30 protein-coding genes are annotated in these 26,953 nt (G+C 47.6%); 7 read left to right on the top strand and 23 right to left on the bottom strand.

Annotated features, from left to right (window positions below):
• Nucleotides 1-38: 38 nt before the first annotated feature.
• The 6 genes from ACJHWR_RS13035 to ACJHWR_RS13010 are packed head-to-tail and all read right to left on the bottom strand — an operon-like array spanning nucleotide 39 to nucleotide 3,943.
• Nucleotides 39-224: a hypothetical protein gene (locus ACJHWR_RS13035; RefSeq protein ID WP_001251188.1), complete on the bottom strand. Its 186-nt coding sequence runs from the start codon at nucleotides 222-224 to the stop codon at nucleotides 39-41.
• The gene (locus tag ACJHWR_RS13030; protein WP_001145897.1) at nucleotides 208-648 is read right to left on the bottom strand and encodes an HNH endonuclease signature motif containing protein; all 441 of its coding nucleotides are present in this window, start codon (nucleotides 646-648) and stop codon (nucleotides 208-210) included. The genes ACJHWR_RS13035 and ACJHWR_RS13030 overlap by 17 nt, the downstream gene beginning before the upstream one ends.
• Nucleotides 648-950: a head-tail connector protein gene (locus tag ACJHWR_RS13025; protein WP_001287546.1), complete on the bottom strand. Its 303-nt coding sequence runs from the start codon at nucleotides 948-950 to the stop codon at nucleotides 648-650. Before ACJHWR_RS13025 ends, ACJHWR_RS13030 begins: the two co-directional genes overlap by 1 nt.
• Nucleotides 943-2,157, bottom strand: coding sequence for a phage portal protein (locus tag ACJHWR_RS13020; protein WP_000270251.1), 1,215 nt, complete (start codon nucleotides 2,155-2,157; stop codon nucleotides 943-945). Before ACJHWR_RS13020 ends, ACJHWR_RS13025 begins: the two co-directional genes overlap by 8 nt.
• 1 nt (nucleotide 2,158) lies before the next feature.
• A complete protein-coding gene (locus tag ACJHWR_RS13015) occupies nucleotides 2,159-2,719 on the bottom strand; it encodes an HK97 family phage prohead protease (RefSeq protein ID WP_000798773.1) in 561 nt (186 codons plus the stop codon).
• A 54-nt stretch (nucleotides 2,720-2,773) separates the two neighbouring features.
• The gene (locus ACJHWR_RS13010; RefSeq protein ID WP_000733253.1) at nucleotides 2,774-3,943 is read right to left on the bottom strand and encodes a phage major capsid protein; all 1,170 of its coding nucleotides are present in this window, start codon (nucleotides 3,941-3,943) and stop codon (nucleotides 2,774-2,776) included.
• A gap of 286 nt (nucleotides 3,944-4,229) precedes the next feature.
• On the opposite strand from ACJHWR_RS13010, the gene ACJHWR_RS13005 reads away from it, so the two are divergent.
• Nucleotides 4,230-4,736, top strand: coding sequence for a hypothetical protein (locus ACJHWR_RS13005; protein WP_001053662.1), 507 nt, complete (start codon nucleotides 4,230-4,232; stop codon nucleotides 4,734-4,736).
• A gap of 35 nt (nucleotides 4,737-4,771) precedes the next feature.
• Here ACJHWR_RS13005 and ACJHWR_RS13000 read toward each other — a convergent pair whose 3' ends face one another.
• The 7 genes from ACJHWR_RS13000 to ACJHWR_RS12970 form a co-directional block, all read right to left on the bottom strand.
• Entirely contained in the window at nucleotides 4,772-5,020 is a 249-nt protein-coding gene (locus tag ACJHWR_RS13000) for a hypothetical protein (RefSeq protein ID WP_024167808.1), read from the bottom strand.
• A gap of 16 nt (nucleotides 5,021-5,036) precedes the next feature.
• Complete coding sequence (locus ACJHWR_RS12995; RefSeq protein WP_000126652.1) at nucleotides 5,037-5,462, bottom strand: single-stranded DNA-binding protein; 426 nt, start codon at nucleotides 5,460-5,462, stop codon at nucleotides 5,037-5,039.
• Nucleotides 5,459-5,704, bottom strand: a complete 246-nt coding sequence (locus tag ACJHWR_RS12990; protein ID WP_000125507.1) for a hypothetical protein — start codon at nucleotides 5,702-5,704, stop codon at nucleotides 5,459-5,461. The genes ACJHWR_RS12995 and ACJHWR_RS12990 overlap by 4 nt, the downstream gene beginning before the upstream one ends.
• Before the next feature lie 287 nt (nucleotides 5,705-5,991).
• Nucleotides 5,992-7,809, bottom strand: coding sequence for a primase-like DNA-binding domain-containing protein (locus ACJHWR_RS12985; protein ID WP_000710160.1), 1,818 nt, complete (start codon nucleotides 7,807-7,809; stop codon nucleotides 5,992-5,994).
• A complete protein-coding gene (locus ACJHWR_RS12980; RefSeq protein WP_001261505.1) occupies nucleotides 7,806-8,105 on the bottom strand; it encodes a DUF4222 domain-containing protein in 300 nt (99 codons plus the stop codon). The genes ACJHWR_RS12985 and ACJHWR_RS12980 overlap by 4 nt, the downstream gene beginning before the upstream one ends.
• A 6-nt stretch (nucleotides 8,106-8,111) precedes the next feature.
• Nucleotides 8,112-8,432 carry a hypothetical protein gene (locus tag ACJHWR_RS12975; RefSeq protein ID WP_001113141.1) on the bottom strand — a complete coding sequence of 107 codons (321 nt, stop codon included), beginning with the start codon at nucleotides 8,430-8,432 and terminating at the stop codon, nucleotides 8,112-8,114.
• On the bottom strand, nucleotides 8,425-8,628 hold the full coding sequence (locus tag ACJHWR_RS12970; protein WP_012311676.1) for a host cell division inhibitor Icd-like protein: 204 nt from the start codon (nucleotides 8,626-8,628) through the stop codon (nucleotides 8,425-8,427). Before ACJHWR_RS12970 ends, ACJHWR_RS12975 begins: the two co-directional genes overlap by 8 nt.
• A gap of 197 nt (nucleotides 8,629-8,825) precedes the next feature.
• Here ACJHWR_RS12970 and ACJHWR_RS12965 point away from each other — a divergent pair, with 197 nt between their 5' ends.
• Complete coding sequence (locus ACJHWR_RS12965) at nucleotides 8,826-9,131, top strand: YlcI/YnfO family protein (RefSeq protein ID WP_000179579.1); 306 nt, start codon at nucleotides 8,826-8,828, stop codon at nucleotides 9,129-9,131.
• A 57-nt stretch (nucleotides 9,132-9,188) separates the two neighbouring features.
• A complete protein-coding gene (locus tag ACJHWR_RS12960; RefSeq protein ID WP_157918692.1) occupies nucleotides 9,189-9,362 on the top strand; it encodes a hypothetical protein in 174 nt (57 codons plus the stop codon).
• A gap of 114 nt (nucleotides 9,363-9,476) precedes the next feature.
• Here the strand turns inward: ACJHWR_RS12960 and ACJHWR_RS12955 are convergent, their stop codons facing one another.
• The 4 genes from ACJHWR_RS12955 to rcnR all read right to left on the bottom strand — a co-directional run bounded on the left by ACJHWR_RS12955 (nucleotide 9,477) and on the right by rcnR (nucleotide 12,478).
• Entirely contained in the window at nucleotides 9,477-9,701 is a 225-nt protein-coding gene (locus ACJHWR_RS12955; RefSeq protein ID WP_001075377.1) for a helix-turn-helix transcriptional regulator, read from the bottom strand.
• Nucleotides 9,702-9,804: 103 nt separating this feature from the next.
• Nucleotides 9,805-10,659 (bottom strand): DUF6387 family protein, encoded by an 855-nt coding sequence (locus tag ACJHWR_RS12950; protein WP_000163378.1) that lies wholly within the window; start codon nucleotides 10,657-10,659, stop codon nucleotides 9,805-9,807.
• The gene (locus tag ACJHWR_RS12945) at nucleotides 10,656-11,876 is read right to left on the bottom strand and encodes a tyrosine-type recombinase/integrase (RefSeq protein ID WP_000513574.1); all 1,221 of its coding nucleotides are present in this window, start codon (nucleotides 11,874-11,876) and stop codon (nucleotides 10,656-10,658) included. Before ACJHWR_RS12945 ends, ACJHWR_RS12950 begins: the two co-directional genes overlap by 4 nt.
• 329 nt (nucleotides 11,877-12,205) lie before the next feature.
• Entirely contained in the window at nucleotides 12,206-12,478 is a 273-nt protein-coding gene (rcnR, locus tag ACJHWR_RS12940) for a Ni(II)/Co(II)-binding transcriptional repressor RcnR (protein WP_000019944.1), read from the bottom strand.
• A gap of 120 nt (nucleotides 12,479-12,598) precedes the next feature.
• Between rcnR and rcnA the strand changes: the two genes are divergently transcribed.
• Both rcnA and rcnB read left to right on the top strand, forming a co-directional pair.
• Complete coding sequence (rcnA, locus tag ACJHWR_RS12935) at nucleotides 12,599-13,423, top strand: nickel/cobalt efflux protein RcnA (protein ID WP_000134614.1); 825 nt, start codon at nucleotides 12,599-12,601, stop codon at nucleotides 13,421-13,423.
• A 218-nt stretch (nucleotides 13,424-13,641) separates the two neighbouring features.
• The gene (gene rcnB / locus ACJHWR_RS12930; protein ID WP_000153067.1) at nucleotides 13,642-13,980 is read left to right on the top strand and encodes a Ni(II)/Co(II) efflux transporter accessory subunit RcnB; all 339 of its coding nucleotides are present in this window, start codon (nucleotides 13,642-13,644) and stop codon (nucleotides 13,978-13,980) included.
• Nucleotides 13,981-14,061: 81 nt separating this feature from the next.
• Here rcnB and ACJHWR_RS12925 read toward each other — a convergent pair whose 3' ends face one another.
• The 6 genes from ACJHWR_RS12925 to apbC all read right to left on the bottom strand — a co-directional run bounded on the left by ACJHWR_RS12925 (nucleotide 14,062) and on the right by apbC (nucleotide 20,854).
• Nucleotides 14,062-15,096 carry a putative fimbrial-like adhesin protein gene (locus ACJHWR_RS12925; RefSeq protein WP_000405736.1) on the bottom strand — a complete coding sequence of 345 codons (1,035 nt, stop codon included), beginning with the start codon at nucleotides 15,094-15,096 and terminating at the stop codon, nucleotides 14,062-14,064.
• 15 nt (nucleotides 15,097-15,111) lie between these two features.
• On the bottom strand, nucleotides 15,112-17,592 hold the full coding sequence (locus tag ACJHWR_RS12920; RefSeq protein WP_000945421.1) for a fimbrial biogenesis outer membrane usher protein: 2,481 nt from the start codon (nucleotides 17,590-17,592) through the stop codon (nucleotides 15,112-15,114).
• 15 nt (nucleotides 17,593-17,607) lie between these two features.
• Nucleotides 17,608-18,282: a fimbria/pilus periplasmic chaperone gene (locus tag ACJHWR_RS12915; protein WP_000677183.1), complete on the bottom strand. Its 675-nt coding sequence runs from the start codon at nucleotides 18,280-18,282 to the stop codon at nucleotides 17,608-17,610.
• An 80-nt stretch (nucleotides 18,283-18,362) separates the two neighbouring features.
• Nucleotides 18,363-18,905 (bottom strand): fimbrial protein, encoded by a 543-nt coding sequence (locus ACJHWR_RS12910; RefSeq protein WP_000830468.1) that lies wholly within the window; start codon nucleotides 18,903-18,905, stop codon nucleotides 18,363-18,365.
• A gap of 295 nt (nucleotides 18,906-19,200) precedes the next feature.
• Entirely contained in the window at nucleotides 19,201-19,482 is a 282-nt protein-coding gene (locus tag ACJHWR_RS12905; RefSeq protein WP_001046488.1) for a YehE family protein, read from the bottom strand.
• Between the two features lie 262 nt (nucleotides 19,483-19,744).
• Nucleotides 19,745-20,854 carry an iron-sulfur cluster carrier protein ApbC gene (apbC, locus tag ACJHWR_RS12900; protein WP_001005448.1) on the bottom strand — a complete coding sequence of 370 codons (1,110 nt, stop codon included), beginning with the start codon at nucleotides 20,852-20,854 and terminating at the stop codon, nucleotides 19,745-19,747.
• A gap of 131 nt (nucleotides 20,855-20,985) precedes the next feature.
• Here apbC and metG point away from each other — a divergent pair, with 131 nt between their 5' ends.
• On the top strand, nucleotides 20,986-23,019 hold the full coding sequence (gene metG / locus ACJHWR_RS12895) for a methionine--tRNA ligase (RefSeq protein ID WP_001295427.1): 2,034 nt from the start codon (nucleotides 20,986-20,988) through the stop codon (nucleotides 23,017-23,019).
• Nucleotides 23,020-23,159: 140 nt separating this feature from the next.
• A complete protein-coding gene (locus ACJHWR_RS12890; protein ID WP_001215564.1) occupies nucleotides 23,160-26,948 on the top strand; it encodes a DUF4132 domain-containing protein in 3,789 nt (1,262 codons plus the stop codon).
• Nucleotides 26,949-26,953 lie beyond the last annotated feature (5 nt).

Genomic DNA, 26,953 nt, shown 5'->3' with positions numbered 1-26,953 from the left:
TTTCGTCCTGAAAACCACCCCCACCCCCTCTGACGGCCTCACCAGCGATTGCGAAAACATTCCATGACCTCGCGGTCACGGTCGGTTAATCGCTTCGCTGTGGTGCGTTTTGTGCGCCCTGTCCTGTTGGCTTTGTGCTCTGTCTCCTGTGTCTTCCATGTGTCACGCTGCCTTATCAGTCCACGTATCAGCCTGGTTTGCTCCTGTTCAGTCATCATCGCCATACATCCAGTCGTTACGGTGTGCCGCCCGTTCTTCCTGCTCGCGATACATGCCCGCTTTACGGTTTGCTTTCGTGGCTGGATCTTCTCGTGTCGTCTTACGGTTGTGGCACGTCTGGCACAATGCCTGGTGATTCCACTCAGGCCAGAAGAGAACATCACCGCCGCCATTGATGGGAATGATGTGATCCACCACAAGAGCTGGCGTATAAATCCCCTTAGCCAGACAACGCACGCATAACGGGTTTTTGCTCAGGTACAGGGCGCGGTATTTGTCCCACTGTCGGGAATACCCGCGCGCGCGGCGGTGTCCCCGTCTGGCATCCTCTGCACGCCATGCAGCCCGCCTGTGCTCTTCACACTTGCCGGACTTCACGCGCTTATTACAGCCAGGCTCAGTGCATCGCCTTAATGGTTGCCACGGCATCAGTACACCCCTACGTCACGATAAACTGACCAGAGCGCAGAAATAGCCATAGGCAGTTCCGAGTGCTCCACTGGTGAAACCGCTTCCCGGTTCTCGTACAGGAAAGCGATGTACATCAGGCAACCAACACGCATTGCCGGGGTAAATTCCAGCCCGTCTTCAAAACGTTTCCCGATATGCTTCTGGCAGGCTTCCAGCGCCGCATCGGTATACATTTTCAGAAGTTCGCCTTCACCGGATAAATCATCATCAAGTCGAAGATGTGCCCTGACTTCATCAGGTGTAATTCTGGCTTCACTCATCTTTTCTCCCTTTAATTTCCACAGTCTGTTTCCATGCCTGGCTGAACTCATCACCACCTTCACGCGGCGGCATACCCTCACGCTCACGGGCTTCGTTCGGATTCATGATCCCGTTCTTAATCCCTTTCTCATACGTGGCATAACGTTCGGTGGGTGTGGCGCGTAATAAATCGGCTGAATCAAACTCAACCAGATAACGGGTACCAGGTACGGGAGAAGCCACCAGCAAAGCGGCCTTGATTTGCTGTTCGAAGTTCGCCAGCCACGGGCGCATTGTCATGGTCAGAAACGCGCGGCTTGCCTCGCTGAAATTGCTGTAGGTGCTGTTGCTGTATTCCTGCAGAAAAATAGGCGATACGTTGAACATGCGGGCGATGTCTTCAATGGAGAAGCGACGGGAGGCCAGCCATTCCGCATCCTGGTTACTCATTCCCAGTTGCCTGTAATCCATGCCCCCTTCAAGGATTGGCGTTTTTCCGGCATTTTTCGCCCCCTTGTAGCGTTCCAGAGCATCCAATGCCTGTTTACCTTTCACGCCGTCCAGCCATTCGCCTGACGTGATAATCCCTGCCGCCATCATGCCATCTTTCATAATGCTGGCTCCGTGACGCTGTTGAGCAAGGCCAAGCCCCAGCGCCTCACGGCAAATCGTGACGGGGGAACGCCCCAGAAAGCCATCATCCGAGGCATAGCGGAGATGCAAAACTTCTTCCTGTAAATACGTGCGCACCGTTCCTGTACAGGGTTCGGTGATGGTATAGCGGTATTTGTGTGCGCCTGTGCGTTCCGGTACAACACACCCCGGCGCATAAGGATGAAGTGATTTTGGCTGCCCGTCCTGCCCCCACTCAATAACCGCATAGGCGTTACCGTTCAGCAGGCAGTGACGCATCATTGTGCGTTTAAACTGGTAAGGTGTCTGGCACGAATTAGGCTGCTCATTCAGCAGAATATCTACTGGGTGACTGTCCAGCCATTCCCGCGCCTCCCTGCCCTTGTCATTACGTACCAGATACAGATAACACGGCATCGTGGCCACCGCCTCAGCGATGACAGAAACCGCATTCATCACTGCAGGCAATGATTCAGCCGTCCCGGCAGAAACATATTCTCCGGATCCGGTATTCGGTACGCCGGACAGCGCCAGAAAATCATCAATGGACAGGTTACGCTGCTCGCTTTTTTTACGACTAAAAGGCCACCACATATCACAACCCCGCCAGCTCAGACCAGCGATGACGATTATTTCCTGTCGGACGTAATTCAGGGTGCTGTGCAAACAACGAACGGTGGGCAATCTCCACGCCAGATTCTGGATAAGCAGGCATCGACGTTATTGTGATTTCACGGAGTTCAGCGGCGGTTACGGTACGCAGATACGGTTTTTGCGCGATACTCCACTCCTCGCATAATGCGCGAAAACCAAAGCTCATTCCTGTAATGTCGCCACGCTCCACCAGCGTAAGCACATCTTTTCCAAGCTGGGTATCCGGCGGTGTCAGTTCAAAACGTAACCCGGTGTTATCCTCAGTCAGTACCAGAGTGCCGGATTTGGTGCGCCCCAGCAGTTGGGTATAGTCATGCTCATACAGGCAGCGCACATCATTACCCGTCGCCAGATAGTCAGCAAAAGCCCCCGGCGTGAACTGTTCGCGGAATTCGTCCCAGATAATTTCTGAAAGGCTGTTCCAGCGAACGGCATACCCCACCAGCTTTTTATTGCTGGCGGTCAGTTCAGATGTGCGGATTTCAAAATCGGTGTTTTTCATCGGTGTACTCCATAAAGCTGAAAAAGGAGGCCGCAGCCTCCTCCTTACTCATGACTAGCCAGCTTTCATTTCCAGAATTTTGATGGCGTTTGAATCCACCACACCACCGCCCAGATATTTATCCGTGTGGACCTTGTAGAATCCGGGTTCAGTAATGTTGTCCGGTCGGGTGCGAATCCCTGTTACATGATCAACGATGAAATAACCACGACTGAAATCGCCAACCGCTAGCGGTGCTTTTCCTGCGCCGATGTCCGGCATGGACTCCAGGCAGTAAACAGGACGACCAAGCAACATATCCGGCGCACCTTCTTTAAGGCTGTCGCGCCAGATATAATCGCCGTTCTCATTTTTCAGCTTCTGTAGTGTCCCTGCCGTGCCCGAGTTCATCACCCAGACGGCATTTTTGCGGTATTTCGCTTTCAGCTTGTAGAGAATGTCGATCAGTTCGTCCGCTGTAATGGCGGTTCCACTTGCCGCTACTATTTTTTCAATGGTGCCAAAAGCGCGGGTTTTGTCACTGGTCGCCGCACGGGTGTAAGCCATGAAGCCTTTCGGCTTGCCGTTACCGTCGCCATTAACAAAATCATCCTCTTCGGTGCTGGCGAACGTGTCGGCAATTTCGGAGGATAACCAGCCCAGAATATCCACCTCTGAAAAATCCAGGATTTCCTGCGTGGTTTTCGGGTAGGCGTAGATCGGATTCAACTTGATGGTTACGCGTTCAATTTTCGGGGTGTTGGTTTCACTGCGTGCGCTGCCTTCTGTGCCTCGTCCTACAGTTGCGCCGCCAGTGGAAACCAGTTTCTGAAACTCATTTGATTTTGCGGTCTTCACGGTCGCGATCACGCGCATAACACTGTCATCCTGTAGCTGGCGCATGACTTCGCGATCAAGCTCAGGAATTACGGTATATCCGCCATCCCTGCCGCTGTCAGTGCTGGTGGACAGTGATCGCACATCTCCGGTTACGATGTAGTTACGCAATTCATCAGATGATAATTTCTGGATGCCCGTTCCTGGCTTGCTGCGTTCTTCATCAGCCACAGACTCGAGGCGGGAAATTTCTGTGTCGAGGGCATCAGCTTTTGCACGCAGTTCATCAAACTGTTTGCCTTCTTCAGCGTTCAGACTACGGTTTTCACTGTCGGCTTTTTCCAGCAGGGATCGCATCTGGTTTTTCAGGGCGTTTTTTTGCTGGCGGAGTTCGATTAATTTCTTCATGAAGGTTTTCTCGTATTGGTTAAGATTCAGGACGTGAAACCAACACGGGGGGAGCGCCGCCCGACACTCTCGGCATCTCGCAGATCAACCCGGCATCGCGCAGGGGGTCAGGCGGCATTGTGGCGGCTCACGTCTGAGTGCCACGCTCCAACATATACATAAAAATCAGTATGTAAACACCTGTCAGTCAGACCGAACAACCACGAAAGAACACGAACAAATAATTTACAAAAGAAGTAAACCATGGCCTATTATTGCTGTCTCTGACTACAACAAAGGACGCATCATGAATTTAAGCGCAATGGTATATCCTGATACTTTCATAATTAATGGCGAATCATTCAGAGGTAAAAGAAACGCAAAAGAAAACAAGGTATTAATTCCATATACAAATGAACCGGAAGTAACTATTGGTCAACACATTATCCAGCGTGTCGGTAAAAACGAGATAAATCTAAAAATTATAGATATGAAGTTGCTTCCCAATGGAACCCGCAGACAGGGAACCAATCATCCAAATATGTTGACTCTCTATATTGAAAATATCACGGGAAATGAACATATGACGCCAACTAAAAGTAATACATTTAACATTGGTTCAATTAGTGGTGATCAAGTGCAGATAGGTGAGCATAACCATATGCTGGTAAACATCAGCATCACTGAACTGGTTGAAAAAGTCGCTAAATCGGGGGATGTACAAGCCAAATCAGTATTAAAGCAGTTACTGGAAAACAGTACCGTTGCCAGCATTGTTGGGGCTGGCGCAAGTGCCCTAATAGGCTTACTGTAAAAAAATGGCCTGGATTTTACCAGGCCTTTATTATTTTACCGTTTCACGGGATCTCGCATTCTGCGCCTTATTTTCCACAGATATTCGATCATCGCTTCCACCTGCTCACGGTTGGTTGCGAAAATTTCCCCGGTCAGTGAGCTACGCAGAAAATCATGATGATCCACAACAAACAACGCATCGGAAGAAAGCAGACGGCGATATTTTTTTGCTGTCATGGTTTCCAGATCATCAAAATCATGAAACTTTTTATGTTGCTGGACTTCTTCAAATGTCACTGGAATGTCCCCTCTGTTGTCGCTAAAACGGTATGTTGTCCCCGTACGGATCATCGTGCTGACCCGTCTGCTGTTTTGCCCTGTTCAGTGCGTCAGTGGCCTGCCCCTGCTGGCCTTTTTTGCCGCCCGGTCGCGCTGTTCGCGCACTGATCACGCTGTCTGCGATAACCTGCCAGCCCTGCCGCGTTTCGCCGTTCTGGCCTGTCCACTGGCTTACCTGCATGTTACCCGCCACGCTCACCAGTTCGCCTTTGTGGTGTTTTGCCAGTGCGTCGGCCTGTCTGCCAAACGCCAGGACGGATAACCACATCATCGCCGTTCCGTCATCTGCCTGGCTGCACGGAAGGGGGACCGCCATACTAGCCATCGTCATTTGTGTACCCTTGCTGGTGGTCTTTAACTGCGGGTCAGCCACCAGCCGCCCGTAAGCCGCTATCTGTGCTGTCATGCTGTCTGCTCTCCGGTTTTAACGTTGATGGTTGTCACCTGTTCCGCTTCGGCAATCTCCCGTTCTGTCAGCGTGGCAAAGTTTGCAGCTGCCGTTGTCATGAATGCGCTAATCAGTTCGGGATGTGCTTTCGCATATCCTTCCCCGGCGTTGCGGTCGATGATTTTTATCGACACCCTTAACCAGTGTTCCGTCAAATCAAGGGCGTGCGATTGTGATTTTTTTGTGTGCTTCGCTGTCATAGGCTTTATCTCACAGCAGTAAATTAAAATTTTTGCGTTTTAACCCTTCACCTGTTCACCTTTTGATATTTTCCATTTAAATTCATACTGTTAAGGGGTGAACAGTTTCACAAAAACTATTCACCAACTGTTCACCACTGTTCACCCTTGAAGCTCAATAAACAACCAAAAAGGTGAACAGTGAATAGTTTGGTGAACAGTTCATAAATAACTGTTCACCCTATAATATACTGATATAAAAGATAATTATGACAGGCTGAACAGTGGTGAACAGTTATTCAATAAGTTTAATTTTTGCTATCGTCATTAGTGACCGATACACATGATGGCATCCAGTCTTCTGATTCCTCCGTCAGTGTCACGTTTGAACGAAAACCGTGCTTCGTTTTCCGTTTCATATACTCCCTGCCATATTCCGCCATTGCCCCCGGCATATCTTTACCGAAGCGCGTCAGTGTTACAGGTTTACCAAACCCATGTGCCCTCATATAAGCCAGATAGGCATGATAGAGATACCTGCGTGGGCTGAATGGCACAATTTCAGCATTACCCACTAACAGGCCATCACACATTACCGACGCCATGAGATAGCCGCAGAAGTCCACCAGCGAATCCCCCTCTCGCTTTATCGCCAGTGCTTCTTCAGATTTCTGCTGCTCATATAACAGGCGTCTGGCTTCGTCCTGGTCAGCAAACCGTGTAAGCAGATGGCGAATCACTACCGCCAGCTCACCTTCTATTTTTTCCGCCAGCATTGGATCGCGTTCGTTCTCCGGTACAACTTCCGAAAAATTGAATATCACCCGACGACGTGAGATCCCCCCGCTGCGGTCACTGAATGACATGGCGTTATTGTTAACCGCCAGCACTACTGCCGGAATACGCGTTGAGTAGGGGGCTTTGTGTTTCGGGTCAATTGCCACCTTGTCACCGCCTGTAATAGCCTTAATCCCTGCCCCATCACCAGCGTAGCGGGTCATATCCGGCATGATAATCAGCGAAAAGCCAACCACTAACGCGCGTTCCCTTGCATCTTCCAGCGCCTTCATGCTTGCCGATACTGTGTTGGCCTTACCCGCCAGCATGGTGCAAATCTCCGCCATCACGCTTTTACCACTTCCCCCTGGACCTGTTACCTCAATGAATAACTGCCAGTCGTACCGGTTCGCCAGCACCATGAATAATGCAGCCAGTACGCGATCCGCCTTGCGGTCATTCTCAGCCACCGAACGGCGTAACCACTTCCAGAAATTCGGCGCATGTGTTGCCAGCGTTTCCCCCTCTGCTGGTGGGCTGAAAGGTAATTCACTGGCAATTAACAACCAGTCGTTTTTGTTATGCTCCCGAAAATTACCTGTTCTGGTATCAAATACCCCGTTACTGAATCCAATCAGGTTACGGGCTGTATTCCCCATTACAGGCAAACTTAACTTCATGGTATCGACCGCCGATTTAATGGCGTTCTGCGAATAGCTGATCTCCGCATCAATGAAAATCTGTGCCATAGCTCGCTGTAATTCTTTATCCTGTACTGGCTCCCATACAACGCCGTTGTAATGGTGAACAGTGTCAGAGTCAGCATGAATCGCCAGTTCACCGCCATAATGTGCCAGGAGAACTTCGCCGCGTTGACTTGCTCCCATCTGGTTAAGCGCCAGTGATGAAGCGTTATCGTCTTTTACCCGCTCTTTTTTCTTTACAGGCAGTTCAACTACCTTTTTCTTTTCCGCCTGCTCTGCCCGTTCACGTTCCAGATATTCGCGCCAGTTCTCCCGTTTCTGGCTGTGCATTCCTTCAGGGTAATAATCAGCATCCCTGACACCTGCCACTGCCAGTTTCTGCCCGATGGTATTAACAAGCCCCGGACGCAATAACCCCGCCTGATAGAGACGCACGCGATAGCGTCCGTCCGGTACGATTTGCAGGTTGTCCAGTTCGGCAAGTTGTTGCTCTCCAAGCCAGACAGGTGGCACGTTATCGCCAGCCAGTCGCCCGTCCTGTTCCTGCCACTGTTTCGCATGTGCCCACGCATCACTACCCGCAAAAATGATGACTTCCGTCATTTTGTCACGCGGCTGGTGTTTTAAATTTGGCGCTTTTTTCATTTCTGCTCTCTCCACGCGGCAATCATGTTTTTTAGTTCCTGTAGTTTTTTATCAACATCCATACATGACACATGGTTATTTCTGGAAAGCGGGATTTCCCGACTGAATCTGCTAATAAAGATCTCCACGTTCAGCGAACTAAGAAATGAATAGCCATCACGGATAAAATACACACGGTCAAACATCAGTTCTTTTACCGTTACTCTGTTACCGTTCTTATCCAGATAAATAGCGCCGGGGATAATTTGGGGGTGTGCATAACCGCTGGCAGTCAAGCCAGATAAATACGTTCTCATGATTATTTATCCCCGATTTGAATCAGTATTCGCTTTCTTTATAGCATTTAATGCATCTGTGGCATTTTCAATGGTGCACCGTAACGAAATATCAAAATGTCCAAGCATTGCCAGTAACAAACCGATATTACCCATATCAATGCGCATGGCCTTTTCGTCATAGTCCTCATTTTCTGACGCATGCCACATCAGGCTACCAATTGACGCAACAGCCATTGATATATTGTCAGTAGCCCCATCCGCAGCGGAATAAACCTTTTTAGCAATATCATGCTCACAGTTAAAATGCGGATTAATCAGGTACTGGTAATTTGACATATCAGGCATGGCACCCCCCCTGACGAATACGGGCGGCGAATACCATCACGCAGCCAGCCGGGGATTGCTGGCGTGCTTCCTGTTCGCTGCTGGCCTCAATGGTAATCACGCGCGGTTGTGCCGTGCTCAGGGCGATAAAACGCCAGATGTATTTATTCAGGTTGTACGAGTCCCGCCCTTGCGGGTGTATGGTATGATTTCTCATAGCTGCCTCGATACTCTCGTTATCGTTGGTGGTTAGACGCCCCGTATGTGTTTCCGGCACTGCGGGGCGTTGCTCTTTGTATTTCAACAATCCTTTCGGTGTGTTTCATGTTATGAGCGCATGAAACACACGTCAAGGCTTTTTGTATTTCTTTTTTTGTGTATACTGAAACACACCGATGATTAGGAGTTTCAGAAATGGCAACGGCTAACAAAAACGCAAAATCACAACTGACAACTGTCAGAGTCCCACTAGATGTTATGCAAGGGATGGAATCCGTTAAGCTGGACGGCGAAAGCAATGCCGGATTTATCGTAACCGCCATGCGCGGAGAAATAGCCCGCCGCCAAGCAGAAGGCAGCGGAGAAAATCCCCTTGTGTCGTCACTGGATGCCCTGGCTAAGGTCGAACAAATCGGCATCAAAGCAGCGGAAGAAATCGGGCAGCTTGTCACCGTTGCACGCGAAGAACTCCAGCGTCGCAAGACCAAAGAACCAGAGTAATCACCATCAGCGCCGTGGTGTAAGGTATTACGGCGCATTGCTATGCAGGACAACACAATGACCGATAAAGAATTGACCAAAACATTATCACCGGCACGGAAAAGACGGCGCAGAAAGATAGAGCATGAATCAGAAAGATTCGCGCCATGTGCTTTTGCTCTTGAGAAATTCCTTAAAGAGCACAGGAAAAAGCTCTCGTTGCAAACCTTGGAACGAACCAAATCTGACTGATCACATTGCCCACCAGCCGCAAATGTGGCATTGTTGGTGATGCGTTCAAGTTTAGTGTGTATCCATTGGCGACCGCCCCCGGTCGTCTTTGTTTTATATGTCATATGCTCCCCTTTACGCTGCCTTACCTGAATTAACGCGGTCACGGCTTTGCACCCAGTCCATAACTTCGGAAAGCAACCAGCCTACAGAACGCCCCCCAAGATTACGGCGAGACGGAAAGCCCCCTTTCTTCTCCAGTTCGTAGCGTGTAGTACGGCTGACGCCTGTTAACTTACGACATTCATCCTCACGAATTACGCGATCTGTTAGTGATTGAAATTGTGTATTTTGATTCATAAAAACACCCTCGAACGTAACCGAACAAGGGCATCTTATTTACCATAGCAGTTGGTGCAATATTGGAAAAATAAACTTTATTCTAATTTATCGTTCTCCATGATTAATTTTCATTAGATAACATTTTTCTTATTTTTTCTAAAGAATCGCTGCGCATTATTTTTTCTAAGAAGGGTTTTACAGTCTGAGCAATAGCAAAGGTGTCCTTTTCACCATCAGGATACAAAGATACGGCAAGCACCCCTAATGAAATTTTTCTATCTGTAGACAACTCCCAAGATAATAAGTCAATTAATGGGATTATCTTATAATCAATAATTTTACGTCGTATGCTCTCCCAACTTCCTGCAATTGGTTTGTCTGGCTCAACAATTGAAAGTTCACTACGCCATTTTGGTAATAGTTTTGTAAACGCTTCAATCAACTCATCATCTCTGTTATGTAGTAAGTCAACAGAAACAAGCATATTATCTAATGTATCAGAAAGGAGATTCACTGGTTCACGCATCACAGCCCAAAACATCCCATTATCTTCTGATATTAAACTTCCAACCATCTCATTATCTATGATGATTGGTTTATCCTTCCAATATCCTCTTTCCGCAGTCAGTTTATTAATCATTGATATATCAAACCTTGTTACAGGTTTAATTCCATCATCATAACTTAGCTCAATTAACTTCGGTTGCACTTTATGGTCATATTCTTTTTGTTTATCACAAAACCAATCGTCTTCTTTCAGCTCTCCAAATGGATCCCCGTAATTATTATGCAACGGGTATTCAGCACCAAACATAAATCCATATTCAGGCATCTCAGAATGTTTCATCGTTAAATCATCTTGTCGCCAATATAATTGGCGAAATAGATCTTTATCCGACAAGTTTTCTAGGCAATCATATTTGCCTAAATCAAATGACTTTGGTAAATCTTTTTTACTATTTACTTTTTTCGTCATTGTATCCCTCTCAATATCACAATATTTTCATTATATCCTGCAATCATATCAAGACGCTCAACCCATAGATTCAGTGCGTCCCGTTTCGCCTGCAAATAGCGTGAATGGTTATAGGTTTTTTGCTGACCTGGCATCTGATGCGCTGTGATGTGCTCCACGATATGCGGATCGACACCTAAATCATTCAGCATAGTTGTAAACGTGTGTCGGAAATCATGCAGCGTCCAGTGTTCCTGCTTAAGCCGCTTATGCGCATTTCGTCCATATTGCGCCACCGTGGTATCTTTTTTCAGTTCGCCGAGTAATAACCCAGTGTGTGCGTTTTGCTCCACCAGCTTCTGAATGAACGGCAAAATACCATCAGGAATAGGTCGGAATATTGTTACCTTCGTTTTGCTGTGCTCTTTTGGCACTGTCCACAACATTTCTTTCAGATCCCATTCTTTGATCTCTGAAAGTCTGATCTCTGCCGTTCTGCACCCGAACACAATTAACAAGCGCATTAACGCACTGTAATAGGGAGCGAACACATCACCATCAATAGCGCGTAGAATTTCTTTTAGTTCGCTGTTGCTGTGCACTCTCTCGCGGATTTCTGCTCTCTTACCCACATCAGTAACGATCAAATCGTCCAGGGCGTTGCTAAACGCGTAGCGCCGCCTGCGGCAAAACTTTAGCGCCTGTTTGCATGTCTGCATGACATGGCCCGCTGCTACTGGTGCTTTTTTTCGTACGCGGTCAAAACATGCGATCCACTGCCTTGTATCACACTTATCAAGGGGAATTGCCCCAATATGGCAAATGATGTGCTTATCCATACGCTGCACCAGCTTTATGTAATCTTTGCGGTTATCCTTCGCGTATTCCTCCAGCCAGTAGTTAATCGCTTCCTTCACCGTAACGGGTTTTAGTGCTTCCTGTACTGTGGCGCACAACTCATAACGGGGGTTTTTACCCTCAGCCAGCCATGCCCGGCACAGTGTGCGTTTTTCCCTTGCGGCTTTCAGCGACAATTCAGGGTAAGCCCCCAGCTTTAACCGCTCTGCGGCAACCTCACGGCCTCCCGTTCGGTACCGGAAATACCAGGTTAATTTGCCGCCCTTTGAGTGTTTAATCTCCAGCCCGCCCCCGTCGGAGTAAAAACGCTCTTTTTCTGCCTGGACAGCCGCCAATTTTTTTAACGTCGAATCGCTCAGTTTGTTTAGTGCTTTTCCCACTATCAGATCCTCTTTTCAGTCCTCCAGCCTCAAAAAACTGACCACACAACTGACCACACATTTTGTTGAAGCTCTACGAACAACGACGAACAACAACAAACAATAAAACAGGATAATTTATTGTTTATCAAATACATACATAAACAACCACAAGCAACCCCGAACCACAAAAAACACTAAATGAGAAAATACGGGTATTTCTCAGCCTTCACGCAGAAGGGCACCCCGAGTCGTTTGGTTGCGATGATAAATCGCAAAGGAGGATGGTAATGTCCAGCGCACGCGTTGTAAACGAGGAAAAACGGCAGTTTTACAATCGCGTTAATAAATTATTTGATATATGAATCCAGCACCTTCAGAACGACATCCAGATCTTCTTCACGTTTTAGCTCATCCCCCTGGTGAACGATGTGTTCCGTCAGATGACCTTTAATCACTTCCCGCATCAGACCGTTTACCGCGCCACGGATAGCAGCAATCTGTTGTAAAACTGCAGCGCATTCGTGCGGCTCGTCGAGCATTTTCTTGAGCGCCACGACCTGGCCCTGAATCTTACTGGCACGCGCTTTCAGTTTCTGTTTATCACGGATGGTATGAGACATGGCAACACCAGGTTAACAAGAATATGAAAAATCATAGCACTATTAATCTACTGGGGGGTAGTATCAGGTACTGGGGGGGAGTAGAATCAGATTGCCGAATTAATACTAAGAATTATTATCATGACCGAATTTACAACTCTTCTTCAGCAAGGAAACGCCTGGTTCTTCATCCCCAGCGCCATCTTACTTGGTGCGCTTCATGGCCTGGAACCGGGGCACTCAAAAACGATGATGGCGGCGTTTATCATCGCCATCAAAGGCACCATTAAACAGGCGGTGATGCTCGGACTGGCAGCAACTATTTCGCATACCGCAGTGGTCTGGTTAATTGCCTTTGGCGGGATGGTGATCAGCAAACGCTTTACTGCTCAATCAGCAGAACCGTGGCTCCAGTTGATTTCCGCAGTGATCATTATTAGCACCGCGTTCTGGATGTTCTGGCGTACCTGGCGCGGCGAACGCAACTGGCTGGAGAATATGCACGAGCATGATCATGAGCATCATCACCACGATCACGAAGATCACCACGACCATGGACATCATCACCATCACGAACATGGCGAGTATCAGGATGCCCATGCACGAGCCCATGCCAATGACATTAAACGACGCTTTGATGGTAGAGAGGTCACCAACTGGCAAATTTTGCTATTTGGCTTAACCGGTGGCCTTATCCCCTGCCCGGCAGCAATTACCGTGCTGTTGATTTGCATTCAGTTGAAAGCCCTGACACTGGGCGCAACACTGGTCGTCAGTTTCAGCCTCGGCCTGGCGTTAACGCTTGTCACCGTAGGCGTTGGCGCAGCAATCAGCGTTCAGCAGGTCGCAAAACGCTGGAGCGGATTTAACACTCTCGCTAAACGCGCTCCCTATTTTTCCAGTCTGTTGATTGGCTTAGTTGGTGTGTATATGGGCGTACATGGCTTCATGGGCATAATGCGATAACTCAATCCTTTAGGCTTGCATGTTATCTTCAGCCCAGGATGATTCTTAAATCAGCTATTTCCGCTGACTCTCTGCTCGCTAAGGATGCTTTTAGGGCATCCTTTCATTTACACTTTTTACGAAATCATGGGATCACTAACAAAATATCGCTTGTCAGTTATATTGTATGGCAGGAAAGATATGCGACTGATATTACAGATCCCCAAAGTGGAGAGTTTATGACCATTAAAAATAAGATGTTGCTGGGTGCGCTTTTGCTGGTTACCAGTGCCGCCTGGGCCGCACCAGCCACCGCGGGTTCGACCAATACCTCGGGAATTTCTAAGTATGAGTTAAGCAGTTTCATTGCTGACTTTAAGCATTTCAAACCAGGTGACACCGTACCAGAAATGTACCGTACCGATGAGTACAACATTAAGCAGTGGCAGTTACGTAACCTGCCCGCGCCTGATGCCGGGACGCACTGGACCTATATGGGTGGCGCGTACGTGTTGATCAGCGACACCGACGGTAAAATCATTAAAGCCTACGACGGTGAGATTTTTTATCATCGCTAAAAAAAGCCCCCTCGGAGAGAGGGGGAAATGCAAACACCTTGTTATTTTTTATTATTAGCCACTTGCTCGTCTTGCTTATTATTAGTCGTATTTCACATTGATTAATGCGGTTGCCTCCAGTGCGCCAGATTTAACTTTGTTTGTATCGTAAACGTAGTAACTGGCCGTTATCGGAATTGAAACCGTTGTATCTGTAAGTTTTGACTTTGCCGCAATTTCTTTTAAATTTGTATATCCTTTACTGCTGTTAGTGATATTTAAAAGTGTGACTGGCGTACCATTACTTTCAAGAATAAATCCTACGCCATTATCTTCCGCACCTTTCAGGATCGTGTTGCTGTTGGTTAACAAGTCAGAACTTGATAAATACACCTGCATTTTCCGTGATGTTTGATTTTGTTGACCTAATAAGTTTTTACAACGCAGAACAATATCCCCTTTGTTACTATTTATTGTTGCTTTGTTACCTGTAGCTGGTAATTGTGAAACGGGAATACTCTCTAACGTAATTAATAAATCGTCCGGTTTGCAGGTTGTGGTTATCGGGTTGTATGACAATGTCAGATTAAAGGAATAGACACCTGCATTTTGTGCCAATGCATTTCTGTAGCTATTTACACATGCATCCCATGACTTGCCACCGAATAAACACAGTAAAAATTGTACTGCAGCACTCCCGCGTGTCGATGATGAAGCACTGGATAATGTCGCAACACCATTAATCATCACTGAACCGCCGCCCCCCGCAGAAACATTCACTTTTGCATTACTGGCCGCAGGTGTCACCGTTACCGAATAACCACTGGTGAAACTGGTCTGAGTATTTGACAACGTGATGTTGTTTTTATTGGTCCATTCAAAATGTAAATTTAATTTAATGGTATCGTTATAAAGTCCAACAATAATATCCGACGGGCTCATAGGGGTGATAGTATTTGTACTCACGCATGACGAATCATTAAAATTATGCTCATATGTCGCCATTTGTGTTTGAGTAAGTGCAAAATCCCCCTGAACAACCAAATTGTGCTGAACAGATAACTCACTATAACATGCCGCATAGCTCACAGGCATAACCATCATCATTACTATAAATAGCATTATGCGAATTTCCATAGAACCACCTGACTATTACTGGCAAATATAATTTCTACTTTCATCAATCTCTTTACCGAAGGTGATTGTGCATGAAAGTCCTTGTTGCTTATCAATTGCTACATTAACCGATGGCGGTACTTCATTGGTGCGAATAAATAACTGGCTTCCCTGGCCGACAACACCAATATTATGACCATGGATATCATTGACTTCATAACCAAACGTTAATGGTTGCCCATCCGCTCTTAACGCTTTTATAAACCATGGCTTGCGCTGATCGGTATCAAAATTAACCAGTACAACCGCGCCGCGATAAGGGGCGGCAATTTTCCGGTTGCCACGTAATTCTGCTTCGCTATCGCTTTGTGACACATCCAACATCAGGTAATTTTCCCGATAAGGTGTCATTCCGTCGTATACCACCACTCCATTACGGTTTGTTGTGCGATATTTTTGCCCATTGACATAAGCATCTTTAATTCCTGGCGCATTCATCACAGCAAACGTTTCAGAAAGACGGTTTGCCAGATTAACGCCACCCGACCAGGCGACAATGCCCCCTGAAACACTGGCTCCAGCCTGTCGATAAGCACTCGACTGACTATAACTGCCATTCACTGTCGCAACCGGCGCGTTCCAGGTTAAATTCGCCCCAGCTGTCGTTTCATTTCCCTGATACTGATAACTCAGGTTGACCCCATAGTTAAACTGATCCCGGCTTCCAACGGTTCCTGATAATCCCGTATTATTTGAGGCAACCCCCTGATCATCAAACGTCGTTGAGTTAGACATATATATTTGCCGACGAGGCGTCGTAACGTCATCACCCCAATCAAAGGGAATCGATATAAAAATATTAAAACGTTTCTCTTCATGATGATTCTCGTCATAAGCATGGCTTGCCGCGAGGGTATAGCTTATCCTTCGCAGGTTGTTGGAATAACTCAACTGATAATCCTTACTGCTGCCGCTACGCCCCCAGTAATCTCGCCATAACGTACTTAAGGACACAGAACCCCAGCCTTCTGGCAATGACTGACTCATATTGGCAGAGAAGCTATTTTTACGGCCAAAATCGTTCTGGTAATAATCGGCAATGTCATAGATATCGTTTTCATCACGGCGATAATTATCTTTATTGTTTGCCCATACGTGATCATTAAATGTCCGATAATCACGCGACGAATAACGCCAGGCCGCCAGACCAAAACGCGTCGACGTTTGGCTCACAAATTTGTTGTAGGCAATTTGATAACTTTGCCCGTCAAACACATCGCCGTTGTCTTGTTTACTATGCGACTTCGTGGCATCGACGGAAATGGCACCAATGCGTGTATTCCAGCCAGTCCCCAAAGTGAACGCGTAATAATTATTCGCGACCATCGATCCGCCATACAGCGTCAATAAGTTATTAAAACCATACTGATAACCCGCCTGAACAAAATCACTTTGTTTGCTCGCCCCTTCAATATGGCTACGACCTGCCGCAAAATCATATTTCGACACGCCGGGTTGCAGCATATTCGGCACCGCTGCATAAGGCACCAGATAGGTGGTTACCGAACCGTCCGCCTCTTTCACGCTGACATCAAGATCTGCTCCACCACCGGCCAACTGCAAATCTGTAATCGCAAACGGGCCAGGAGGAACCTCTTTCTGATAAACCACAAAACCGTTCTGTTCAATAGTTACCAGCGCGTTACTCTGAGCAATCCCCTGCACCCGTGGCGTAAAATTCTGTTTCGAGTTAGGCAACATCTGCATATCACGAAACAACCGCACACCGCTGAAGCGAACAGAATCAAAAATATCGCTTGATGTGTACATATCACCCACGCGAAGCGTGCCGAGAAGTTGGGCAAATCCACGTTCCAGATACAGGGTATTGCTTTTCCACACCCCTGGATTGCTATTTGTTTTACTGAAACTGGCATCAGAATGCAGTTGCCACCCCAGTAAGTTTAACCCGCTGTTAAAACGTACATATGTACTCTTGCTATTACCCGACGCTTTATAGTCGCTGTAATACTGACTCACATAATAAGAGGTATAAAACGCATTAATACCCCGCTCCCAGTTTTCCGGTGGAACATAGCCACTTTCCAGTTCTTCCACCCACGCCTGCGGGACACTGAAATCGAGACGAAAAACTCCGATATCCCAGGTATAGCTCCCACCCTGAACAAGTTGCTCAAATGTTAAACATTGCTTACCGCTGGCAAAGTTATCGGTATTAATGCCTAACCGCTTGATAATTTCCCTTGATAAACATGTTTCTTGCGGGTTGTCTTTAACAATAATCTCATATTTCCCGCGCCATTGCTTATTGACATAAATATCGATGTCATACTGCCCCGGCAAGGGTTGATTATCATCAAGACGAATATTTGCAACCTGCTGGTCTTTCATTCCACCTATCATAAAATGGGTATCAAAGGTTTCTTCAGCTGCATAAGCTTCAATGCCGAGCAATAACGCTACGATTGCTGATGCAAGTGGGGTCATTCTCAACATAGGCAGCTCCTGCAATTAAATTTTGTCACTAATATAGTTGCCATGGTCATCGATAATGGTCAGATGCCAGTTATTCGCATTATTACTTTTGACATTAATACTCTGACTTTCTAAGGGGGCAATCATAATAGTTTCATAATTGACTTTGACATTATTAGCTTTGACATCCGAAATCGTCACCCAATTTGCTGAGTCATTTTTTATCACCAATCCATTGCCACTGCGATTTACCCGTAACTTTTTAAATGTCGCTTTATTTACCGGTGCAATACCCGCAGGCCGGTAAAACAATTTGATTCTGTTTTGCATTGCAAATTTCAGTGCATTCTTGCCCTCTTGCTCTGGACTATTTGGTGGAATATCCAGAACATTCAGATAAAAAATGCTCTCTTTATTAGTGGGCAGTTTATTCGGCATAATTTTGATTTTTACTTGCTGCCCGGAATTTGCCCCTATTTTTGCCACTGGTGGCGTTAACATGAAAGGAACCTGAATTTTTTCTGGTGGTAACGACGTATCACCATCATCAATCCACGCCTGCAGCAGCGAAGAACGGTTTCCCTGATTCATCAACTGCACCATCACTTCTTTATTTTCTGCCGGGTAAATAATACGCGTCCCGTAGATAACAATACCGGCATGTGCAGGAAGGACCATAGAAGAAATGAGTAAAGCAAATAATCCTTTCATCTTAATGCCTCTTAAATTAAAAGGCCGCCATGGGGATAGCGGCCATGTTTATTACCTGGAGAAACTTGAAATTTTATTTATTAATCCTGCGCCACACGCATAACCAGAGAAGATAACACATCACCTGATTGCACTGAATTATCTGTCAGCTTCAGGTATTTTGCTTTAAACGGAATAGCATATTGACCTTCCGCTGTTTTATAACTCTCAATGTTAAAAGGTGCAGAAACATCCAGGACATCGCTGTTATCACCTAAATAGAGATAGTACCCCACGGTATCGTTGCTACTGGCTATCGCCTTATCGTTTCCGGTTATTTTATCGTTGGTAATCAACGAGAGTTTTACACCAGCAACTTCTTTCGGACAGCTAATTTTTAACATGCTGCTGGTTACACCGACTGCATCATCATAGGTCGAGTATTTAGCTTTACCTTCAAAGACAGTGGTTGGTACAGTTGGCATATTAATACTTACTGAATCGCCACCCGCTTCGAATTTACACGGAGATTCTGCAATATTCCCTTTAATGGTTAATGTTCCGGTATCAACGTCTGCGGCAAATACCCCAGCGCTCATAAAAAAAGAAGAAAAGACAGCGGCAGCAATAATTGAACGTTTCATAATATGTTCCTTAATAAAATTTATTTTTTGGTTGTTAAGAGTCTGTATCTCTTAGAAACAAATTTCTCACATCAAAAAAGTTGCCGCAATGTAAACATATTGTTTTATTGATTTAAAGCAAATTAACTATTGCAATATAAATACAACAAATACTTAAGCATATTAAATATTTATCACATCTATTAATTAATGCAGATTTTTGTAAATGGTATTATTTATATCAATAAAAAAGCTAAAATCATTCACACGAATGATTTCAGCTTTCTAAATCCGATTAAAAAACCAGGGTGGCAAATTAATCGTAGCGATTTAACACGATTCGACGTTTGCTATCGCTACCTGCAACAACCACTTCTGTCGTTACACCTTTGACTGGCGAAGAAACCTGATGACGGGTATCAACATCATACGTTAACTGACCACAATGCTGTTGAGGTTGTCCATTAACCATAGCCATACTGCATGTTGGGGGACTGATCCTGCCATTAATCGTTAATGTGGCAGTCTGTGAAGAGAACGCGGGAGAAGCCATTCCATAGGCAAGAAAAATAATTCCTGACAGCCAGTACTTATTCATTGAACGTTATCCCTGTAGTAAAGGTTATGCCTGGATAGAATGAGTGCATAACAAACTATAGCTGTACATCCACTACACAGCCACGAAGGATGATAATGAAGCATTGCCTGTACGATCAATCGACTTTATAGAGTTTCGGACGAAGGTCCGCAGAATATTTGCAGCATTAAATAAGTGTTCATTAATGCGGCAAAAACAAATACACCGCATCAATGTAACATCTCTGCGGTGTATGAAAAGCAACCAAAAAGGTTTATACGCGTTAGACCGCGCGGAAGGAAATCTCGCCAGGAATGACTTCTCCCTGCCAATAAAGCTGGGCTGCAACGCGGTCAGCCAGCTGGCGGTAGATAGCGGTAAATTCGCTCTCCGGACGGCTGATAACCGTTGGCGTGCCTTTATCGAGATCTTCACGTAAGGAGATGTGTAACGGCATCTGCCCCAGCAACTGCGTGTGGTATTTCTCGGCCAGTTTCTCTGCACCACCGGTACCGAAAATCGGTTCATGGTGACCACAGTTACTGCAAATATGCACACTCATGTTCTCGACAATACCGAGCACCGGAACCTCGACTTTCTCGAACATCACAATGCCTTTTTTCGCATCGATCAACGCAATGTCCTGCGGGGTGGTGACCACTACCGCGCCAGTTACTGGAATGTTCTGTGCCAGTGTCAATTGAATGTCACCGGTGCCTGGCGGCATATCAAGCACCAGATAGTCGAGATCCGGCCACAAGGTTTCCTGCAACATTTGCATTAACGCCTTGCTCGCCATCGGACCACGCCACACCATCGCATTGTCGTCAGTGACCAGATAACCAATTGAATTGGTTGCAAGGCCATGAGACATAATCGGTGCCATGTGGGTACCGTCCGGCGAAGTTGGACGCTGATTTTCTGCGCCCAGCATGGTGGGGATTGATGGGCCGTAGATATCGGCGTCCAGAATGCCGACTTTCGCCCCTTCCGCCGCCAGTGCCAGCGCCAGGTTTACCGCCGTGGAGGATTTACCCACGCCGCCTTTACCGGAGCTGACCGCAATGATGTTCTTCACGCCGTTAATTCCCGGCTGATTCTTCACGCGTTTTAAGGTGGCGATATTGTGCGACAGTTTCCAGTCGATAGCTTTCGCCCCGGTGATACGCAGCAGTTCGGCGCTACATTGCTCTTTTAACTCTTCGAACGCGCTATGCCAGACGAATGGCATAACCAGTTCCACATGCAACGTGTCGTCCATCCAGGCGACATGGTGCAACGCTTTCAGCGTGGTGAGGTTATGCTTCAGGGTTGGGTGCTGAAAATTGGCCAGTGTCCCGGCGACCATTGCGCGCAAGGCTTCTGGTGATTTGGCCTGGGATTGTTCGTTCATCCCGACTCCTTTTTTGTATAGATAAACCATCAGCTGATAGTTTACCTGAAGAATATAGAGAAGTACTTACTTAACATTTTCCCATTTGGTACTATCTAACCCCTTTTCACTATTAAGAAGTAATGCCTACTATGACTCAAGTCGCGAAGAAAATTCTGGTGACGTGCGCACTGCCGTACGCTAACGGCTCAATCCACCTCGGCCATATGCTGGAGCACATCCAGGCTGATGTCTGGGTCCGTTACCAGCGAATGCGCGGCCACGAGGTCAACTTCATCTGCGCCGACGATGCCCACGGCACACCGATCATGCTGAAAGCTCAGCAGCTCGGTATCACCCCGGAGCAGATGATTGGCGAAATGAGTCAGGAGCATCAGACTGATTTCGCAGGCTTTAACATCAGCTATGACAACTATCACTCGACGCACAGCGAAGAGAACCGCCAGTTGTCAGAACTTATCTACTCTCGCCTGAAAGAAAACGGTTTTATTAAAAACCGCACTATTTCTCAGCTGTACGATCCGGAAAAAGGCATGTTCCTGCCGGACCGTTTTGTGAAAGGCACCTGCCCGAAATGTAAATCCCCGGATCAATACGGCGATAACTGCGAAGTCTGCGGCGCGACCTACAGCCCGACTGAATTGATCGAGCCGAAATCGGTGGTTTCTGGCGCTACGCCGGTAATGCGTGATTCTGAACACTTCTTCTTTGATCTGCCCTCTTTCAGCGAAATGTTGCAGGCATGGACCCGCAGCGGTGCGTTGCAGGAGCAGGTGGCAAATAAAATGCAGGAGTGGTTTGAATCCGGCCTGCAACAGTGGGATATCTCCCGCGACGCCCCTTATTTCGGTTTTGAAATTCCGAACGCGCCGGGCAAATATTTCTATGTCTGGCTGGACGCACCGATTGGCTATATGGGCTCTTTCAAGAATCTGTGTGATAAGCGCGGCGACAGCGTAAGCTTCGATGAATACTGGAAGAAAGATTCCACTGCCGAGCTGTATCACTTCATCGGTAAAGATATCGTTTACTTCCACAGCCTGTTCTGGCCAGCAATGCTGGAAGGCAGCAACTTCCGCAAGCCGACCAACCTGTTTGTTCATGGCTATGTGACGGTGAACGGCGCGAAGATGTCTAAGTCTCGCGGTACCTTTATTAAGGCCAGCACCTGGCTGAATCATTTTGACGCCGACAGCCTGCGTTACTACTACACTGCGAAACTCTCTTCGCGCATTGATGATATCGATCTCAACCTGGAAGATTTCGTTCAGCGCGTGAATGCCGATATCGTTAACAAAGTGGTTAACCTGGCCTCCCGTAATGCAGGCTTTATCAACAAACGTTTTGACGGCGTGCTGGCAAGCGAACTGGCTGACCCGCAGTTGTACAAAACCTTCACTGATGCCGCTGAAGTGATTGGTGAAGCGTGGGAAAGCCGCGAATTTGGTAAAGCAGTGCGCGAAATCATGGCGCTGGCTGATCTGGCTAACCGCTATGTCGATGAACAGGCTCCGTGGGTGGTGGCAAAACAGGAAGGCCGCGATGCCGACCTGCAGGCAATTTGCTCAATGGGCATAAACCTGTTCCGCGTGCTGATGACTTACCTGAAGCCGGTACTGCCGAAACTGACCGAGCGCGCAGAAGCATTCCTCAATACAGAACTGACCTGGGATGGTATCCAGCAACCGCTGCTGGGCCACAAAGTGAATCCGTTCAAAGCGCTGTATAACCGCATCGATATGAAGCAGGTTGAAGCACTGGTGGAAGCGTCTAAAGAAGAAGTGAAAGCAGCTGCCGCGCCAGTTACTGGCCCACTGGCAGATGATCCGATTCAGGAAACCATCACCTTTGACGACTTCGCCAAAGTTGACCTGCGCGTGGCGCTGATCGAAAACGCAGAGTTTGTTGAAGGTTCTGACAAACTGCTGCGCCTGACGCTGGATCTCGGCGGTGAAAAACGCAATGTCTTCTCCGGCATTCGTTCTGCTTACCCGGATCCGCAGGCACTGATTGGTCGTCACACCATTATGGTGGCTAACCTGGCACCACGTAAAATGCGCTTCGGTATCTCCGAAGGCATGGTGATGGCTGCCGGTCCTGGCGGGAAAGATATCTTCCTGCTAAGCCCGGATGCCGGTGCTAAACCGGGTCATCAGGTGAAATAATCCCCCATCAAGGCGCTGCATCGACAGCGCCTTTTCTTTATAAATTCCTAAAGTTGTTTTCTTGCGATTTTGTCTCTCTCTAACCCGCATAAATACTGATAGCATCTGCATTCAACTGGATAAAATTACAGGGATGCAGAATGAGACACTTTATCTTTCAGGACGAAAAATCACATAAATTCTGGGCGGTGGAGCAGCAGGGAAACGAACTGCACATCAACTGGGGTAAAGTCGGCACCAACGGACAAAGCCAGGTAAAAAGTTTTGCGGATGCAGCAGCGGCGGAAAAAGCGGGACTGAAGCTGATTGCGGAGAAGGTGAAGAAGGGATATGTGGAGCAAGCGAAGGATAATTCTTTGCAACCTTCCCAAACGGTAACGGACTCTCTCAAGGTAGCGAACTTATCCACCATTATTCAGGAACAACCCTCTTTCGTAGCAGAAACCCGTGCGGCTGACAAAAATACAGATGCTGTTTTACCGTGGCTGGCGAAAGATATTGCTGTCGTTTTTCCGCCCGAAGTTGTACACACCACGTTAAGTCATCGCCGCTTTCCCGGAGTTCCTGTTCAGCAAGCAGACAAATTGACCCAATTACGTCGCTTAGCCTGTGGCGTGTCGCAACGGGATAACAAAACAGCTACATTTGACTTCAGCGCCTGTACTTTAGAGTGGCAAAACTTCATCGCTCAGGCGATCGATCTGATTAACAGCCCGAAAACGACAAAATTACCATCACCGGTAATGGCTGTACTCGCGGCACTTGAACTGCACTGCACGAGATATAAAGAGCGTGAGGATGTTATGGATCAGATTATTCAGGAAGGCGGTCTGGAATATGCTACTGATGTAATAATACATCTTCAACAAATATCTATTGAATGGGATTATGTCAACAATAATATTGTTTTCCTGTCGTCTGGCATTTCACCTGATTATTTGCAGCAATATTCCAGCTTTGAATTACGCCTACGTAAACATTTATCACTGGCGGAAGAGTCTCTCTGGCAAAAATGTGCACAAAAACTTATTGCCGCAGTTCCACATATTCCAGAATGGCGGCAACCATTAATTGCTTTGTTATTGCCCGAAAAACCAGAAATTGCACATGAAATTGCCCAGCGTCTACTGGGGCAAAAGAAATTACCCTCGCTGGAGTGGCTAAAAATAGTGGCGACTGATGAGCACATTCTTGCCTCATTAGAAAAATATCACGAGCCATATGCCATTTTTGATGATTACTATTGTGGTGCGATATGGTCAGCCACCGTATTACAGGAGCAAGGTGTTGCGGCCCTGCCCCGATTTGCTCCCTATGTCGCAAGTGACTACTGCGCCGATGTGTTGCGTCATATCAATCATCCGTTCGCATTAACACTGCTTATACGTGTAGCCGGGCATACTAAACGCTGTCACGATCGAATGACGAAAGCCTGCGCTGCGTTCCCACACGCAGCACTGGCAGCACTGGCGGAACTTCTAGTGCAAAAAGAAGAGAATAGTTGGCGCATTATGCTAATGACGATGCTTATCTCGCAACCTACACTAGCAGAACAGGTCATTCCCTGGCTTTCGACACCCGCAGTTGCAGTGCTGAAATCATGCCAGCAACAACTGAAACAGCCCTCAAACCATGCCAGTGCCGATCTACTGCCGGCCATAGTAGTCTCCCCACCATGGCTTTCGAAAAAGAAAAAATCGCCGATTCCGGTGCTTGATTTAGCACCGCTCAACCTCGAATCCATATGCACAATAACCGACACAGAAGCTAAAGAGTTTCAAACTCATTGGGACTGGGAACCGCATAAGCCAGGTGAAGGTGCTAAAGATTTCCTTTACTCGCTGGGGTATCGCCGCTGGGATTTTGACACATATAAATATATCGGCGCTTCTGACTCAGCAATTGACGCATGGGAACGTGAGGACTTCGCTACACTCATCCAAATGTTTAAAGCCCACCATGCACCGTATCAGGGGGAGTGGCATCTCAACTCACTTCCCTTTTTACCTATGCAAAAAGCGATTAAGCTATGGGAATTTCTCAGCAAAGAGCCGCATACCGCGATAAAACCAGTCATGCTTTATTTGCGACTGGCAGGTATGAGTGGTTTTCTACACTCGTTTTCACGCTACCCTCAAGAAGGTTTTGCGGTTGCTAATTATTTTGCCGCAACGGAACTGGCACCTGCCGTCGCCCGCGCCTTCAACAAACTCAAAACCCTACGACAAGACGCCCGCACCTGGCTGCTGAAATACCCGCAACACGCCATTACCGGCCTGCTACCTGCGGCACTCGGCAAAGCCGGTGAATCCCAGGATAACGCCCGTGCCGCTTTACGTATGTTGATTGAAAATGGTTATCCGTCATTACTGCAAGAAATCGCCCAGCGTTATAACCAGCCGGAAGTAACCGATGCGGTGAACGCTCTACTTGCGCTCGATCCCTTAGATAATCACCCGACTAAAATCCCGACACTTCCGGCCTTTTATCAGCCATCGCTCTGGACGCGCCCGGTATTAAAAGCAAACGCCCAATCACTGCCAGATAGCGCCCTCTTCCACCTCGGTGAAATGCTCCGCTTCCCTCAGGAAGATACGCTGTATCCGGGGTTATTACAGGTGAAAGACGCCTGTACTGCCGACTCACTGGCTGAGTTTGCCTGGGATCTGTTTACCGCCTGGCAGACCGCTGGCGTGCCGTCGAAAGAGAGCTGGGCGTTCACTGCATTAGGTGTTCTTGGCAACGATGACACCGCCCGCAAACTGACGCCATTAATCCGCGCCTGGCCTGGCGAATCTCAGCATAAACGTGCCACCGTTGGGTTGGATATTCTCGCTGCTATCGGCAGCGATATCGCCCTGATGCAGCTTAACGGCATCGCCCAGAAACTGAAATTCAAAGCCTTACAGGAGCGGGCGAAAGAAAAAATTGCCGACATTGCCGAAAGTCGCGAACTCACAGTGGCAGAACTTGAAGATCGGTTAGCACCGGATCTCGGTCTGGATGATAACGGTTCGCTGCTGCTGGATTTCGGGCCACGGCAGTTCACCGTCAGCTTTGATGAAACCTTAAAACCGTTTGTGCGTGATGCTTCCGGCAGCCGCCTGAAAGACTTGCCTAAACCGAACAAAAGCGATGATGAAACCCAAGCGAACGATGCAGTTAACCGCTACAAACTGTTGAAAAAAGATGCGCGTACCGTTGCCGCCCAGCAGGTAGCAAGGCTGGAATCCGCCATGTGCCTGCGCCGCCGCTGGTCGCCGGAAAACTTTCAGCTCTTCCTGGTTGAGCATCCGCTGGTTCGCCACTTAACCCGCCGTCTGATTTGGGGCGTTTATAGCACCGAAAACGAGCTACTGGCTTGCTTTCGCGTGGCGGAAGATAACAGCTACAGCACCGCAGACGATGATCTTTTCACCCTGCCGGAAGGCGATATCTCTGTTGGCATTCCTCACGTTCTGGAAATATCACCCACGGATGCTGCCGCCTTTGGTCAACTTTTTGCCGACTACGAACTGCTACCGCCGTTCCGCCAGCTCGACCGTAACAGTTACGCCCTGACAGAAGCCGAGCGCAACGCCAGCGAACTGACCCGCTGGGCAGGCAGAAAATGCCCGAGCGGTCGGGTAATGGGGCTGGCGAATAAAGGCTGGATAAAGGGCACCCCGCAGGATGGAGGCTGGATCGGCTGGATGATCAAACCTCTCGGTCGCTGGTCGTTAATCATGGAAATCAATGAAGGATTTGCAGTTGGTATGTCGCCAGCCGAACTCAGTGCCGAGCAACTCTTAAGTAAGCTGTGGCTATGGGAAGGCAAAGCGGAAAGCTATGGCTGGGGGAGCAATTCAACACAGGAAGCGCAGTTCTCCGTACTCGATGCCATCACCGCCAGCGAGCTAATTAACGATATTGAAGCCCTTTTTGAATAAGGAAA

The organism is Escherichia sp. WS568 (assembly GCF_046486085.1).
Classification (GTDB): domain Bacteria; phylum Pseudomonadota; class Gammaproteobacteria; order Enterobacterales; family Enterobacteriaceae; genus Escherichia; species Escherichia coli.
Note: the sequence above shows the minus strand (reverse complement) of the source record. Positions and strands in the feature narration are given on the sequence as shown.